Annotated in this window: 16 protein-coding genes; 9 read left to right on the top strand and 7 right to left on the bottom strand. The window is 59.3% G+C overall.

Going from position 1 to position 15,414, the window contains the following annotated elements; translation table 11 throughout:
* Positions 1–53 precede the first annotated feature (53 nt).
* From PYH37_RS08185 to cyoA, 5 genes are read right to left on the bottom strand one after another with little or no spacing between them, the layout of a single operon-like run.
* Positions 54–836, bottom strand: coding sequence for an SURF1 family protein (locus PYH37_RS08185; RefSeq protein ID WP_280730930.1), 783 nt, complete (start codon positions 834–836; stop codon positions 54–56).
* A gap of 54 nt (positions 837–890) precedes the next feature.
* Positions 891–1,292 (bottom strand): cytochrome o ubiquinol oxidase subunit IV, encoded by a 402-nt coding sequence (cyoD, locus tag PYH37_RS08180; RefSeq protein WP_280730929.1) that lies wholly within the window; start codon positions 1,290–1,292, stop codon positions 891–893.
* Entirely contained in the window at positions 1,289–1,915 is a 627-nt protein-coding gene (gene cyoC, locus PYH37_RS08175; RefSeq protein ID WP_280730928.1) for a cytochrome o ubiquinol oxidase subunit III, read from the bottom strand. The genes cyoD and cyoC overlap by 4 nt, the downstream gene beginning before the upstream one ends.
* Positions 1,916–1,919: 4 nt before the next feature.
* On the bottom strand, positions 1,920–3,923 hold the full coding sequence (gene cyoB, locus PYH37_RS08170; protein ID WP_280732443.1) for a cytochrome o ubiquinol oxidase subunit I: 2,004 nt from the start codon (positions 3,921–3,923) through the stop codon (positions 1,920–1,922).
* 44 nt (positions 3,924–3,967) lie between these two features.
* A complete protein-coding gene (gene cyoA, locus PYH37_RS08165; RefSeq protein ID WP_280730927.1) occupies positions 3,968–5,131 on the bottom strand; it encodes a ubiquinol oxidase subunit II in 1,164 nt (387 codons plus the stop codon).
* 280 nt (positions 5,132–5,411) lie between these two features.
* On the opposite strand from cyoA, the gene PYH37_RS08160 reads away from it, so the two are divergent.
* Positions 5,412–6,752, top strand: coding sequence for an MFS transporter (locus PYH37_RS08160; RefSeq protein ID WP_280730926.1), 1,341 nt, complete (start codon positions 5,412–5,414; stop codon positions 6,750–6,752).
* A 66-nt stretch (positions 6,753–6,818) separates the two neighbouring features.
* On the opposite strand, the gene PYH37_RS08155 is transcribed toward PYH37_RS08160, so the two are convergent.
* Entirely contained in the window at positions 6,819–8,795 is a 1,977-nt protein-coding gene (locus PYH37_RS08155; RefSeq protein ID WP_280730925.1) for a protein-L-isoaspartate(D-aspartate) O-methyltransferase, read from the bottom strand.
* Positions 8,796–9,109: 314 nt separating this feature from the next.
* Between PYH37_RS08155 and PYH37_RS08150 the strand changes: the two genes are divergently transcribed.
* The 3 genes from PYH37_RS08150 to PYH37_RS08140 all read left to right on the top strand — a co-directional run bounded on the left by PYH37_RS08150 (position 9,110) and on the right by PYH37_RS08140 (position 11,581).
* Entirely contained in the window at positions 9,110–10,438 is a 1,329-nt protein-coding gene (locus PYH37_RS08150) for a hemolysin family protein (protein ID WP_280730924.1), read from the top strand.
* Positions 10,439–10,853: 415 nt separating this feature from the next.
* Positions 10,854–11,042 (top strand): DUF3008 family protein, encoded by a 189-nt coding sequence (locus PYH37_RS08145; RefSeq protein ID WP_280730923.1) that lies wholly within the window; start codon positions 10,854–10,856, stop codon positions 11,040–11,042.
* 380 nt (positions 11,043–11,422) lie between these two features.
* Positions 11,423–11,581, top strand: coding sequence for a hypothetical protein (locus PYH37_RS08140; RefSeq protein WP_280730922.1), 159 nt, complete (start codon positions 11,423–11,425; stop codon positions 11,579–11,581).
* A gap of 24 nt (positions 11,582–11,605) precedes the next feature.
* On the opposite strand, the gene PYH37_RS08135 is transcribed toward PYH37_RS08140, so the two are convergent.
* Positions 11,606–12,127 carry a sigma-70 family RNA polymerase sigma factor gene (locus tag PYH37_RS08135; protein ID WP_280730921.1) on the bottom strand — a complete coding sequence of 174 codons (522 nt, stop codon included), beginning with the start codon at positions 12,125–12,127 and terminating at the stop codon, positions 11,606–11,608.
* 308 nt (positions 12,128–12,435) lie between these two features.
* Between PYH37_RS08135 and PYH37_RS08130 the strand changes: the two genes are divergently transcribed.
* The 5 genes from PYH37_RS08130 to PYH37_RS08110 all read left to right on the top strand — a co-directional run bounded on the left by PYH37_RS08130 (position 12,436) and on the right by PYH37_RS08110 (position 15,367).
* Positions 12,436–12,720: a DUF1236 domain-containing protein gene (locus PYH37_RS08130; RefSeq protein WP_280730920.1), complete on the top strand. Its 285-nt coding sequence runs from the start codon at positions 12,436–12,438 to the stop codon at positions 12,718–12,720.
* 127 nt (positions 12,721–12,847) lie between these two features.
* Positions 12,848–13,114 carry a hypothetical protein gene (locus PYH37_RS08125; RefSeq protein WP_280730919.1) on the top strand — a complete coding sequence of 89 codons (267 nt, stop codon included), beginning with the start codon at positions 12,848–12,850 and terminating at the stop codon, positions 13,112–13,114.
* Positions 13,115–13,431: 317 nt separating this feature from the next.
* Entirely contained in the window at positions 13,432–13,914 is a 483-nt protein-coding gene (locus PYH37_RS08120; protein WP_280730918.1) for a CBS domain-containing protein, read from the top strand.
* Complete coding sequence (locus tag PYH37_RS08115; protein ID WP_280730917.1) at positions 13,902–14,171, top strand: DUF982 domain-containing protein; 270 nt, start codon at positions 13,902–13,904, stop codon at positions 14,169–14,171. The genes PYH37_RS08120 and PYH37_RS08115 overlap by 13 nt, the downstream gene beginning before the upstream one ends.
* 368 nt (positions 14,172–14,539) lie before the next feature.
* Positions 14,540–15,367, top strand: coding sequence for a transporter substrate-binding domain-containing protein (locus tag PYH37_RS08110; protein ID WP_280730916.1), 828 nt, complete (start codon positions 14,540–14,542; stop codon positions 15,365–15,367).
* Positions 15,368–15,414: the final 47 nt, after the last annotated feature.

Here is a 15,414-nt window from a genome sequence, read left to right as displayed (position 1 = left end):
CACAACATCGCTCGCCGCGCAATTCTGAAGGCAGCGTGCGGGTGGAAAGGGACTCATGCTTCTCCACCCCTCGCGCCGGGCGTTTCGTGAATGGAGCTTGCCGCGGATCTCCAGAGAACGATCAGCATTCCGGCAATCATGGCGGCCAGGCAGTACCAGGTGATCGCGTAGACGAGATGATTGTTGGGAAAGACGATGCGTGTCAGGCCGCCGACGGGAAGACCGCCGGGATTGGGAGTGGCGTCGGCATCAATGAAATAGGGTGCGACATTCGGCAAAGCGCCCGTCGCAGCGATCGCACTTACGTCGCGTGAATACCAGCGGTTCTCGGAGGGCTTGTTCGAGCGCAGAAACGCGCCCTTCGGCTCGGTCATGCGCATCAGCCCGGTGACTTCGGTGTCGCCTGATATTTGCCCCTGCAATCGCGTTGTGGCATCTCGCTTTTCGGTCGGCACGAAGCCGCGATTGACGAGGACGATCGTGCCGTCGCCGAGCGCGAGCGGCGTCGTGACCCAGTAACCGGCCCCGAGCTCGGTTGCCGCGTAGACCAGGGTCTCCTTGTCGTTCAGATAGTGGCCACGGACCCGTACGCGGCGGTATTCATCGGTGTCCGCATTGATGTTCGGCCATTCGGCTCGAGCCGGAACGGTTACCGGTTCGGCGTGGACGCGGGCCTCGACCCTCGCAATGAGATCGACCTTCCAGAAGAGCCGTTTGACCTGCCATGTACCGAGCGCCAGCAGAACGGCGATCAGGAAGATCCCGATGGCGCTCAGAACTGCAAGCGAAAGCCGTGAGCGGGGGCGAGATGCGGCTTCGTTATCGGGATCGCTCATCGGGGACCAGTGAATGCAGACCGTGGAGCGGCGGGATCCCGCCGCTCCACATCGTCAGGGCATGTTCTTCATCATTTCGGGACTCATCGGCATCATGTTGGTGTTCAGATGATGCATGACCCAGAGCGAGCCGGAAAGGGCGATGGCAACAAGCAGGACGGTGAAGATCAGCGCCATCATCGTCCAGCCGCCTTCCGACCTCGTGTTCATGTGCAGGAAAAAGATCATGTGAACCACGATCTGCACGGCGCCGAGCATCATGATGAAGAAGGCGGTCAGAAGCGCGCTGTCGAACACATCAGCCATGACCAGCCAGAATGGGACGGCCGTCAGGATCACGGAGAGAACAAAGCCGGTAACATAGCTCGTCAGCGTGCCGTGACCGGCCTCATGGCCGTGACTATGGCCATGATGGGCTTCAAATGCATCCTCGTGCGAAGGCGCTTGCGAACTCATCCGAGAACTCCCATCAAATAGACGAAGGAAAAGACGCCGATCCAGACGACGTCGAGGAAGTGCCAGAACATCGACAGGCACATCAGCCGGCGCTTGTTCTCGACGATCAGCCCGTACTTCGCCACCTGAACCATCAGGGTGATCATCCATACGATGCCCGACGTCACGTGCAGGCCGTGCGTACCGACGAGCGTAAAGAACGACGACAGGAAGGCGCTGCGCTGCGGACCGGCACCCTCGTTTATCATGTGTGCGAACTCGTAGAGCTCGAGCCCGACGAAGGCGGCGCCGAAGAGGGCGGTGACCGCCATCCAGAGCAAGGTCGTCGTCTTGTTGTACTTCTCCATTTCCAGCATGGCGAAGCCATAGGTAATGGACGAAAACAGCAGCATCGACGTGTTCACCGCGACGAGCGGAAGATCGAAGAGATCGGCCGGCGAGGGTCCGGCCGCATAATTGCGGCCGAGCACCCCGTGTGTCGCGAAAAGGACCGCAAAGATCAGGCAGTCGCTCATCAGATAGAGCCAGAAGCCGAGCATCGTGCTCCCTTCGGGATGATGCTCTTCCTCTAGGTAGAAGGTGGGCGTTTGGCCTTGCTCAGCGGGTTCGGTCGTGTGTGTCATGGGTTTACACCTCACCTGCAAGCAGTTCCGTACGCTTGCCTTCCGTTTCGGCGACGAGTTCGGCGGTGATGTAGAAGTCGCGCTTGTAGTTGAAGGTGTGGCCGATCGCGACCGCGATGATGGCGAAGAACGAAAGGATCGCCAGCCACCAGATGTACCAAATCATGCCGAAGGCAAAAGCGACGCTGATCGCGCCGAGAATGACGCCGGTGCCGGTATTCTTCGGCATGTGGATCGGCTTGAAACCGGCGAGGGGACGGCTATGGCCGCGCTTTTTCATGTCCCACCAGGAATCGTGGTCATGGACGACGGGCGTGAAGGCAAAGTTGTATTCGGGTGGAGGCGAAGATGTCGACCATTCGAGCGTCCGACCATCCCAGGGGTCGCCGGTCGTATCGCGCAGTTGCTCACGCCTGATGAAGCTGACAACCAATTGGATGAGCAACGACAGGATGCCCAGCGCGATCAAGAAAGCACCGAACGCGGCGATCACGAACCAGATCTGCAGGGACGGATCCTCGAACTGGTTGACGCGGCGTGTGACGCCCATCAAACCGAGTACGTATAGCGGCATGAAGGCAAAGTAAAAGCCGGTCAGCCAGAACCAGAACGACATCTTGCCCCAAAACGGATCGAGCCTGAAGCCAAAGGCTTTCGGAAACCAGTAGACGACGCCTGCCATCAGACCGAAGACGACGCCGCCGATGATGACGTTGTGGAAGTGGGCGATCAGGAACAGCGAATTATGCAACACGAAATCGGCCGGCGGAACGGCAAGCAGCACGCCGGTCATGCCGCCGATGACGAAAGTCACCATGAAGCCGACCGTCCATAGCATCGGCACCTCGTAGCGGATGCGGCCGCGATACATCGTGAAGAGCCAATTGAACATCTTCGCCCCGGTCGGGATCGAGATGATCATCGTCGTGATGCCGAAGAAGGCGTTGACGCTGGCGCCGGAACCCATCGTGAAGAAGTGATGCAGCCACACGATATAGGAGAGGATGGTGATGACGACGGTCGCATAGACCATCGAGGCGTAACCGAAGAGCCTTTTGCCGCAGAAGGTCGCGACGACTTCGGAGAAGATGCCGAAGGCCGGAAGGATCAGAATGTATACCTCCGGGTGACCCCAGATCCAGATGAGGTTCACATACATCATCGGATTGCCACCGAGATCGTTGGTAAAGAAGTTCGTTCCGACGTAACGGTCGAGCGAAAGCAGGGCCAGCGTCGCGGTCAGGACCGGGAAGGTCGCAACGATCAGCACGTTGGTGCAGAGCGACGTCCATGTGAAGACCGGCATCTTCATCATCGTCATGCCGGGCGCCCGCATCTTCACGATGGTGGCGATCAGATTGATCCCGGATAGCGTTGTTCCGATGCCGGCAACCTGAAGGCCCCATATGTAGTAATCGACGCCGACGCCGGGACTGTAGTCCGCCCCGGAAAGCGGCGGATAGGCCAGCCATCCGGTACGAGCAAATTCGCCGACGAAGAGCGAAAGCATGATGATGATCGCACCCGCGGTCGTCATCCAGAAGCTGAAGTTGTTGAGGAAGGGAAAGGAGACGTCGCGGGCGCCGATCTGCAGCGGCACGACGAGGTTCATGAGCCCGGTCACGAATGGCATCGCCATGAAGAAGATCATGATGACGCCGTGCGCCGTAAAGATCTGGTCGTAGTGATGCGGCGGCAGATAGCCCTCGGAGCCGTTGAAGGCCATTGCCTGCTGCAGGCGCATCATGATTGCGTCGGCGAATCCGCGTAAGAGCATCACCAGCGCCAGGATGACATACATGATGCCGATCTTCTTATGGTCGACGCTCGTCAGCCAGTCGCGCCAGAGCGTTCCCCAAAACCTGAAATAGGTGATCAGGCCGATGAGAGCGATGCCGCCGATCGCTACCGCCAGGAAGGTCGCGACGAGGATGGGCTCGTGGTAGGGGATCGCGTCAAACGTCAAGCGGCCGAAGATGAACTTCAGAAGATCAGGATTGGAGAACATGGGAAACCCATTCATCGATGTCTTGTCGGCGCAAAGCGCCAGGTTCAGTCGTTAAGCTGCGCCGGTGCCGGATCGCTGCCCTCGTTCATGCCCGGCATCGAATGCCCCTCATGCCCTCCCGTGCCTGGCATGTTGTCTTGCATCGGTTCCCTGCCGCTGCCAGTCGTGCCTTGCGGTTCCTCCCCGCTGCGTGCGGGCGTGCCCGTCGCCGGGAAGGTCGGCGCCCCCGCTCCCGGGGCATGTCGATTGTCGTATTCGAGTTTTTGGCGGTTCTCGGCGCTTTCCTTGCCGCCACCACCCATCCTGTCGATGTGCATCATGTCTTGCATGCACATCTTGCCGGGCGTGGCGCACAGATTGAGCACCGCCTCGTACAGTCCCTCCTCGACCGAGGCGAAATAACGTACCGGCTCCCGCTCGCTCGGCTTCTCAAGCTTGAGGTAGGCATCGCGGTTGAGCGCGGTCCCCTGCGATTTCACACGTGCGACCCAACTGTCGAAGACCTGCTGATCCACTCCGTGGAACTTGAACCGCATATGTGAGAAGCCGTCGCCGCTGTAGTTCGCAGAAAAGCCTTCGTATTCGCCGGGCTTGTTGATAACGGCGTGAAGCCTCGTCTGCATGCCGGGCATCGCATAGATCTGGCCGGCAAGTGCCGGAATATAGAAGGAGTTCATGACCGAGGATGCGGTGATCTTGAAGTTAATCGGGACATCCACCGGCGCCGCCAGCTCGTTGACGGTCGCAATTCCCTGGTCGGGATAGAAGAAGAGCCATTTCCAGTCGAGGGCGACGACTTCGACGGTCAGCGGCTTCGCATCCGCCGGGACCGTTCGCTCAGAGTCCAGCCGATCGAGCGGGCGGTAGGGGTCGAGCTTGTGTGTGCTGATCCAGGTGACCGCTCCAAGCGCGATGATGATCGCAAGCGGAGCGGACCAGATCACCACTTCCAAAGGTGTCGAATGATGCCATTCCGGATCATAGGTCGCGGCTGCGTTCGACCGGCGATAGCGCCAAGCGAAGAGAAGCGTCAGGAAAACAACCGGTACGATGATCAACAGCATGAGAATCGTCGAGATCACGATCAGGTCGCGTTGCTGCGCGGCAATGTCTCCGGATGGGGCCATGACCACCATGTCGCAGCCCGCCAGCAGGAAAAACGGCGGCAAAACGGCTAGGCGGCGGGAAAACTTCAACAGTTCTGGCACGTCTCTGAGCTCTTTTTGTTTCGACGCTTCTGCGACTAAAGTAGGAGCAGTGCAAACGGTATGAGGTGTATGGTCGCACCGCAGCAATCTTGTGCATTGCAGCGCATAAATCGCTGTCGGTCGGGCGGCTTCCGCTTCGCAAGTTTTGGCCGAGTCTTTGGAGATTTCGAGACGGCAAACGCACTATTTCGGCGTTCGGCACTTGATATGATCGGTTGATTGATCAACATCCCCTTTTGAGGGCGGCTTGTGAAGACGCTCTCGAACCGGGAGGCGCTTTATGAGCAATGCAATGCAGCAGTCTTTAAGGCCATCGTCTTCTTCGATGGAACGCGACGCGCGGCGCATTCACGACGACAGATCCGTTGCTCCCGGCAATATCGCCATCGGCGTCGTCATTGGGCGCGCTGCCGAGTTTTTCGATTTCTTCGTTTTTGGCATCGCCTCGGTCGTCGTCTTTCCGCAGCTTTTCTTTCCCTTTGCTCCGGATCGGCTGACCGCAACGCTCTATTCATTCGCCATTTTCGCGCTTGCCTTTGTCGCCAGACCGATCGGATCACTCGTTTTCATGGCGATAGACAGGACCTACGGCCGCGGCGTGAAACTGACGATTGCGCTTTTCATCCTGGGCGGTTCGACGGCTTCTATCGCCTTCCTGCCGGGTTATGAGACGCTCGGCGCCTGGTCGATCTGTCTGCTGGCGATCTTCCGTCTTGGTCAGGGCTTCGCACTCGGCGGCGCCTGGGACGGGCTTGCCTCGCTACTCGCCTTGAACGCCCCGCAACACCACCGCGGCTGGTATGCGATGATCCCGCAGCTTGGAGCTCCGATCGGCTTCATGCTCGCCAGTGCGCTTTTTGCCTATTTCCTCGTATCTCTTTCCGAGGCGGACTTCCTCACTTGGGGATGGCGCTACCCCTTCTTCGTCGCGTTCGCAATCAACGTCGTTGCGCTGTTCACGCGCCTGCGCCTCGTGATGACGAAGGAATTCGGCACTCTGCTGGAACTGCACGAGCTCGAAGCCAGGCCTGTGATCGAGACGCTGAGATTGCATGGTCGCAATGTGCTGATCGGCGCCTTCGTTCCGCTGGCAAGCTTTGCGCTCTTTCATCTCGTCACGGTGTTTCCGCTCGGTTGGGTCACGATCTACACCGATCACGGCGCAAGCTCTTTCCTAATGGTGCAGTTCCTCGGGGCGATCTGCGGCATCGGGGCGATTGTCGCTTCCGGGCTCATCGCCGACCGGATCGGTCGCCGCAATCATCTCGGTGTCTGCGCGGTGCTGATCGCGATCTTCAGCTTCATTGCACCGATGCTGCTTCAGGCGGGAAGCGCTGGCAGAGACGCCTTCGTGATCATTGGCTTCAGCCTCTTGGGCCTGTCCTTCGGCCAGGCGGCGGGGGCCCTTGCCTCGCGTTTTGGCAAGGCCTACCGCTATACGGGCGCTGCACTGACGTCCGATCTGTCATGGCTGATCGGCGCGGGCTTTGCCCCGCTGGTGGCTCTTGGCCTGACCAGCCGCTTCGGATTGGCTTTTGCCGGATATTACCTGCTTTCCGGCGCTCTAAGCACGATTATCGCCCTGATCTTCAGCAAGACACTCGAGATCAGCAACGATTAGCGAAAGCCCTTCTGCCTGAGCTTGACTCTTGGTGTCCCGCGACGAGGCACGGCCATCGGCCGTCATCTACAGGCCGAACGGGAATGTATCGGGCACGCCCTCTCTGACATGCTCAGGTGGGAGCGGCGTTACCGGTGTCGTCCTGTCGAACCAGACGAAAGCGTCGAACTGCTGCGGCAGGGAGGCATAGGCGTAGTGGCTCAGGCGTTCCGTCTCCGGCCTGTAGATCACTCCGATAAATCGCTCCAGCCTCGGCTCCAGAAGGCGCCGGCGAAGGGCGTCGTCGCGGGAAAAATCGAGCAGGAACCGGTCAACCTGCGAGTCATGGCAGAGCCGCTCGTAGCTGTCCTCATGTGAAGGCCGGATCGTCTTTACCTCCATCTGGCCGTCCCAATCGCTCGCTGCCGCTACCTCTCCGCTATGCGTGCCGAAACCGATCAATGCCGCCTGGTCGGCGAACCGTTCGCGGCAAAGCTGGCCGATGTTGAGTTCGTCGCGAACCGTTCCCATGTCCGTCTGGCGCGCATCGCCGATATGGGAATTATGCGCCCAGACGACCGCTTTGGAATCGGCCCCCCGCCCCTCAAGCACATGTTCGAGCGTCTCGAACATGTGCGTATCGCGCAAGTTCCAAGACTCGGCACCACCATAATACATGATGCGATAATATCGTTCGGCCGAGGCGATCAGGCGAGCGTTCTGTGCGGCGTCGAGAAGATCGTCGCCATCCTCCTCGCCTGATCGAAGTTGTCGTTCGAGGAGTTCGCGGCATTGCCTTATCACCGCCTCCTCGCATTTGCGGAAACCTCGTGTCAGCGCGGCGCGGCCATAGGTCGACGGCTCGTTCTGCCAGGGCGTCAGGCATCCGTAACGTTCCCGGGCAATGGCTGCGGCCTGCGGATCGACCTTGTCGAGGTAGGCAAGGACGGCGGCGATGGATCCGCGCATGTTATAGATATCGAGGCCATAGAAACCGGTTCGGTAAGTCGCAGGCTTATCGGCGTTGTAACTGCGCATCCAATCGACGAAATCCATCACCTCGCGATTGCGCCACATCCAGGTGGGAAAGCGTTGGAATGGAGCATCCGCCGGGCTTCGGGAAGCGCGATGGCGAACATATCGATCAACCGCCGCTGCATCGGGCCAGTCCCCTTCGACGGCAACGATCGTAAACCCATGCGCTTCGATCAGCCGGCGCGTAACTGCCGCGCGAGCGCGATAAAACTCGGAGGTACCGTGGCTGGCTTCACCGAGCAGCACCACACGCCGATCGCCAAATCGATCGAACAGGCGCCCGAAGGCCGGATCGCTGAAGTCGGGCAAAGGCTCCGCCGCTTCGGCGATCAATTCCGCAAGACTAGGCGCAGGCACGCGCCGTCCAGCCGGTTCGGTCCGTTCCTCCCTCCAGCCTTGGTCGCCGATGAGCGGCACGAATCTTACGCCCCCAAGATCCTGCTCTTCGAAGGTGGTGGCGTTCACTCGGGTTATCTTCAAGAGCCGCTGTTCGTCCTGTTGGCCCACCGGGATGATCATGTGGCCGCCGAGATCGAGTTGCTCCTTCAAGGCACGGGGGACCTCCGGTCCGGCGGCCGCTACGACTATGGCATCGAACGGTCCGACTTCCGCCCAGCCGTTCGTCCCGTCGCCGACGCGCACGTCGATATTGTCGTATCCAAGCTCGGCAAATCGCTTTCGCGCCGCCTTGGCCAATGGTGCGTGTCGTTCGATCGAATAGACATGCGCGGCGATGCGGCTCATGACGGCGGCCGCGTAGCCCGAACCGGTACCGATCTCCAGGACGATGTCGCCCGGCTCGAGTTCAGCCTTTTCGGCCATCAACGCAACGATATAGGGCTGCGAAATCGTCTGGCCGTGACCGATCGACAGCGGAGAATCCTCATAGGCGAACTCCTCGTAACCGGGGTCGACGAAAGCTTCGCGCGGTACGATCCGCATGGCTTCGATGACGTCGGGATTGCTGATCCCTCGGCGGGCGAGGTGGAGGTCGATCATACGGTCGCGAACCCGGGAGAGGTCTGGCATTGTCGGCGACTTTCTTCTGCAAGGCGGCGAGTCACGCACGAGCGGTGATACGCCTGTATCATTGTGAAGTCGTTCCGGGCGGTGAACCACGCAGGCGTCTAAATGTTCCGCAGATCTGCTTCGAGACCGTAGAGTGCCGGGAGTTGTCTGATTCGACGCAGTCCGCAAAGGCGTTCGCTTGCCGGCAGAAGGGCGACGGGGGCACAGGACTCGACGTGACGAGTTGCGCGGATCACATGCTCGCTTGAAGTCGCCGTGTTACACTCGCGTTTCGTTGCAACTGCTGGGTCCCGCAGGCGGCCCGAAGGGAGAACATGCCTAATCCTGACAGTAGCCTGGTTGATTTCCTTGGAATCGCCGCCGTGTTCTTATTGGTCGGCGCAAACGGCTTTTTTGTCGCGGCAGAATTTTCGCTGGTGTCGGTTCGGCGCAGCCGTGTGGCGGAACTGGTGACGCAAAGAAGAATGAATGCGACGGCGCTCCAGCGCGCTATCGACAATCTCGATGCCAATCTGGCGGCGACGCAACTCGGCATTACGATCTCATCTCTGGCTCTCGGCTGGATCGGCGAGCCTGCCCTGGCTCATCTGATCGAGCCATTCTTGACGGTGCTGCCGCAGGCCTGGGCCTCGGTCGGCTCGCACGCCATTGCCGTCGCGGTTGCCTTTGTGGTCATCACGGCATTGCACATTGTTCTCGGCGAATTGGCGCCCAAGAGTTTGGCGCTTCAGCAGAGCGAGGGGACGGCACTCGCCGTTGTCCGGCCGCTCGGCATATTCCTGTTTCTCCTGCGCCCTGCCATTCTAATTCTCAACGGTCTCGGCAACATCGTTCTGCGTCTGGTAGGCTTGCGTTCAGGCACGGGCGAGGCATCGCTGCATTCGCCTGCGGAACTCAAGCTGCTCGTCGCCGAGAGCCACGAAGCAGGCCTCCTCGATGTCGCACAGCAAGAACTCGTCCAACGGATTTTCAGCATGGGCGACCGAAGAATTTCCGATTTCATGACGCCTCGCGTCGACATTGACTGGATCGACGCGGACGACCGGCCGGCCGACATGCTCAAATCAATCCGCGAATGTCGGCACGAGCAGTTGCTCATCGGCAGGGGCAATATCGATGAACCTCTCGGCATGGTGCTGAAGAAAGATCTCCTCGACCAACTGCTTGATAACAGGCAACTCGATCCGCTCAGCGTCGTGCGGGAACCGCTCATTTTGCACGAGGCGACGCCTGTTTTCCGCGTGCTTGAACGCTTCAAATCCGCCCCGGTCCGGCTTGCGATCATCGTCGACGAGTACGGAAGTCTCGAGGGCATCGTTACCCAGACTGATCTGTTGGAAGCCATCGCCGGAGATTTGCCGGATATTGAAACGGAAGAGCCAACCGTGATCGAACGCGACGACGGTTCGCTGCTGATCGACGGTATGATGTCGGCGCACGACGCCTTCGACAGGCTGAGGCTCGATGAGAGGCCGCAGGACGGCGGCTATCACACGATCGCCGGCTTTGCCCTGCATGTGCTTGGGCACCTGCCCGACATTGGCGAGAGCTTCGAATTCGATGGCTGGCGGTTTGAAATCGTCGACATGGACGGGAGGCGAATAGACAAGATTCTGGCAAAGAGCATTGCTCGCTCGGAGTAAGCCGCGACGGAGCCCCGCCAAATCAGCCATGCCACAGAGCACCGCTGTGGGGCGGAGACACTTCCCGGCAAAGCTGCGCTTCTAGCGCGGGATGAGGAAAAGTGTGCGCGGTTTTCCGCCCGCATCCCGCGCCAACTTATTAGAATCGATCACGTTCATGATTTCAGGTCGATCCGACCTAAAATCATCGTGATCTAGTGATCTTGTCAGTCACGGCGCGGGTGGGCCGACCGGCCTAGTCGCGGCAACGGTTTTCCTTGTCCTTGAACGATGCGCTGGCGTGCACTCTGTCGCGGAACATAATCGAATGTCGCCGGTTCCGAGGAGTGTTGAATCTGCGACGTCGGAGCCAGAGCGCGGCAGAAACGCCGGATGTTGCTCAGAGCTCCAGGGCCGCGCGAATGGAGGAAGAGAGATGCCTGCGAAATCGAAGGCGCAGCAAATGGCCGCCGGTGCCGCGCTTGCCGCGAAGCGAGGCGAAAAGAAGAAGAGTGAACTCAAGGGCCCCTCCAAGAGCATGGTGGAATCCATGACTGAGAAAGAACTCAAGGAAATGGCTTCGACCAAGCGCAAGGGCAAAAAGGAACACGTTTCGAAGTCCTGAGCGATCCTTGCGGTTAGGCTTTGCAATCGGCGAAGGCTGATCGCAAGGTGGCCGCTAGTCCAGGCCGCCGGTCCGATAGTGCCGCGTCCTCTAGGACGCGCAGAAGTTGCTGCCTCGTGGTCAAGTTCACGAGGCAGCAGGGGAAAGCCGCGTGGAGGACCGATTGGAACTTTCCTGACGCCGTTTCCTATCGCGCGCCTTGCCGACCTGAGTTAATGGCACCGGGGCAGGAGCATCTTTTTAAGGAACTGCAGCATTTGAAGGTGGAAAAACGCTCTGGATTCAAAGTGCTATGCTATCACTGGCGCGTTCGTTTGGTGATTTACACTGGAAACCGGGGACAATATTCTACGTCCTTGTGAGTGAGTAAGGATGAGCGAATGAGCGAAACCAAGCCTTCGGCAGATGCGGGCGCGGACAAGGCCCTGGACGAGCGAATCGCATCCTTGCTGAGGGAAATTCAGAAGGAGGCAGTGCCGCGACGTCTTCTTGAGCTCGCGCGAGAGCTGCAAGGTGCACTCAACGCGCGAAAGAGGTGAGAGGCATACCCGAATTTTCCTCCCTCAGTTCAGGGGATTTCCATGCATCTGCACAGTCAATTCGTCGCGCGCGCGACTGAGTCGGCTCTTGATGGTGCCGATCGCGCAATCGCAAATGTCTGCTGCTTCCTTGTAGCTCATCCCGAAGCCGGCAACGAGAACGAGAACTTCCCGATGTTCGGGTGACAGACACCCCAACGCGGTGCGTAGCTCGTCATTGAGGACCGACCATTCCTGCGACGGTGCCATCGGGATCGGCAGTTCAGCACAATTGGTATTTCCGGGGCTTTCGCGTGTTCTGATCTTGTATTGCGTGCGGAAGGCATTGCGCATGATCGTGAACAGCCACGATTTGAGGCTCGTGCCCGGTTCGAATTGATCGATGCTGCGCAGCGCGCGAAACAACGTCTCCTGGACGAGGTCGTCCGCCTCGAAGGAGGCCGATGTGAATGTTCGCGCAAAGGCCCGTAATGCAGGTATCAGATCGACGACCTGCTCTTCAATCTGTGGTGATGAATGCAATGCGTGTCCGCCGGTGACAGGCATGTCGACTATCGCCCTTCTGCCCGGAGAGAAGAATATAAGTGACGTTAGAAAATGCCTGTCCGACCGTTTGGTTCCTGATCGGGCGATATTTCCAAAAGGTATGCCAGGCTCACTCGCAGCGCGCGGCGCATATCGGCGGCCGTCACGGTGCTCAGCCGATGTATCGGAGCTCCGGTCGGCGGGTTTCTGGAGCGGCGGCTACGAAAGCCGCGAAACTGTGCAGCCTCATAGCCGATCTCCGCAAATCGATCCGGCCGGAACCAAAGGCATTGCTGTCGGTTTGGGAGGTTTCAAGAAAGGAGGAAACTATGAAGAAGTTTACCGTGATAGGTGCCGCGCTGCTTGTCTCGATCGGCTCGTCGGCGATTGCGCAGACAACGGTCGTGCTGCCGGGCGAAGTCAGGACCTATGTGTTGGAACAGAATACACCTTCCGTTACCTATGAAGGCGAGATCGTCGTCGGATCACCGCTGCCTGAAGTGGTAGAGGTTCACCCAATTCCCGACCAACCCGACTTTGCCTATGCCATCGTGAACAACAAGCGGGTCATTGTTAATCCGAAGACCCATACGGTGGTGGAGGTCCTGCAGTAGTACTGCAGGACTATTTGGCTTCATATGCTCAAAGCGGGAGGGAGGCTGAAGGCGCGGAGGCGTCGCGAGCGATTTGCTGAAGCGATGCGTGGGCCGCCCGCTCGCAGCGAGATTCAAGAGGCGAAACATGGAAAATCTCGAGTTTCGCTTGGCTGCCCATAGGGAAATCCTGGTAGCCCTCCTTTCCGCCCTTGCACGGCACGACGACGTCTGGACGGAAATCAACAGGGTCCTCGAGGACGCTCAGATCGTTCAGGATCATGAGGAGGACCCGGGCGTGGTGCCCTCCGAGGCATTCGCCAGGCAGAATGCCATGACCGCGGAAATCAGCTCCATTTTGGAGGACGCAATGGCGCGGGCGGAAAGAGATCCCGCCGTCGGGGAGGCGACCTGAGGCCGAACTGAGCCCAGGGGTCGAGAGACACGTCGGAGAAATCCTGGAACCGCTCCCCTGTTGGCGCGTTACCGATAGAGCTGTGGCTTTTGCCGCGCAGCATCACGCGAAAAGAAGGGACCGCATTGTGCGACATCGACTGAAGCAAAACCGCCCGAAATTCCTCCGGCCCCCTGAAAATCCGAACGCGGAGAAAGAGCGGCGGAATTCCTGGCAGCCACAGGTCATCGTGCCCCATCGGGTCGATCTCCCCCTCAAGAAGTCGACGGAAGAAGAAGTTGCAGTGCCGGCATCGATCAGTGGGAGGAGTCTCGCCAATGGCCGGCAATGAGGACAAATCGATCCGCGTTCGGGACGTGATGTCGCGTCAGGTCTTCACGGTTTCCCCAACCGACACGGCGCAATCGGTGGCGCGACTGATGGAGGAGACCGGCGTGGGTGCCTTGCCCGTCGAGGCTCCTGGTGTGGGAACGATTCTCGGCATCGTCACGGATCGCGACATTCTAACGTCCGTCGTTGCCGAACAGCTATCAACATCAACGCAGGTTTTCGAATTCATGACAGTTGCGGCCGAATCCTGCGAGGAAGGCGATAGCATCCTCTTGGCAGCGCAGAAGATGCACGACCACCAAATTCGCCGCCTTGTGGTCGTCGACGAGAAGCGCCACGCAGCCGGGATCATTTCGCTGGCGGATATTACCCGGGTGAGCCCTGAGCTCGGCGGTCTCGTGCTTGACGGCATGAGGAGCCGGGCCCCGGAAACGTCGCAGGTCGAAGGAATGTCGTCATGCCAAGCCTGACCCAGGATCGTCTGTGGAGTGAAGCGGTTATACTGGAGGCGGCTGATCGCGTGCTAAGGGTGCAAAGCACGAGGGATGCCTTCCTCTGCCTCAAAAATCATTGGCCGATGACGGACGGAAAAGCAAAAGGCGACGCGCTCGCCGCATGCGACCGCGTGATCGACGGGTTTGACGAACCGGATGTCGCACGTGCCGCCTTCATCAAGGCGGCTGAGGAGGCCCAGTTCCGCGTTCACAGTTGGACGGGCCAACAATGACTGCGACAGTGAGTTGATTGGAAAGCGAAGTTCGAACAACTCCTTGAGATTAACGCCTTCTGACGCGCCTATTGCATTTATCCTTTGTGCGTCTGAAAAAGACTCACGGCGCTGCAGTGCGCAGTGCTGATGGGGGCTTGCGAGGCGCTAACACTTACGCCTCGCGACCGCGCTCCATTTTCAAGCATGCGCTTGCCGCGCCTCGTCGAGCGCGACGTCATCACCAATCCGCATGGTGTCATCAACTTGTTTCATCGATCATGACGGCTCTTGAGCTTGACTCTGGGCCCCTCCTTATCGCTACATGACGTTGTCAGACATCTTACACGAGGGAACATGTAGGGCTGACAATCGAACAGGAGGATTGCGTGAAGAAGCTGTTTGCATATCTGGCGCTCGGCGTCGCGGCGCTGGCATCCAATACGACGGCCGAGGCCGGAGAGACCCTTGACCGGGTTGCGGAGAAGAAGGCAATGGTCGTCGCGACCAACAGCGGCTGGCCGCCCCAGAGTTATCTCGATGACAGCAACGAACTGGTCGGCTTCGATATCGACGTGTCGCGTGAAATCGCCAAGCGGCTCGGCGTTGAGGTAAGCTTCGAAACGCCGGATTGGGCGACGCTTACCGGCGGCCATTGGCAGGGACGCTACGATCTCGGTGTCGGCTCCGTCACTCCGACGAAGCCGCGCGCCCAGGTGATCGATTTCGTCGGCGTTTATTATTACAGCCCATACGTATACGTCCTGCACAAGGACAGCCCGGCGAAATCCGTCGCGGATCTCAACGGCAAGGTAATCGGTGTCGAGACCGCAACGACCTCAGAGGATTTCGTTCGACGCCAGCTTGAAATCGATGCGCCGGACCTGCCGCCGATCGAATATAAGCTCGAGCCGGGAGAAATCCGTACCTTTGCCGATTCCATGCTGCCCTTCGATGACCTGCGTCTTGGCAACGGCGTGCGCCTCGATGCGGTAATCGCGCCGGAGCAGACTGCTCAAAACGCGATCAAGAACGGATACCCGCTGCGCGTGCTTGAAGGCGAATATGCTTTCAAGGAGCCGCTCGTCGTGATTGCTGAGAAAGCCGACCCCGAGTGGACTGCCAAGGTCGGCGGCATCATCGAAGAGATGAAGAAGGACGGCACACTCACGAGCCTCACCACGAAATGGTACGGGAAGGATTACAGCGCCGACTGATCCGTATCTGCAGGTGACGCTTCGCATGATTGCCCCGATCGATGCCG

This window comes from Sinorhizobium numidicum, assembly GCF_029892045.1.
GTDB classification, from domain to species: domain Bacteria; phylum Pseudomonadota; class Alphaproteobacteria; order Rhizobiales; family Rhizobiaceae; genus Sinorhizobium; species Sinorhizobium numidicum.
Note: the sequence above shows the minus strand (reverse complement) of the source record. Positions and strands in the feature narration are given on the sequence as shown.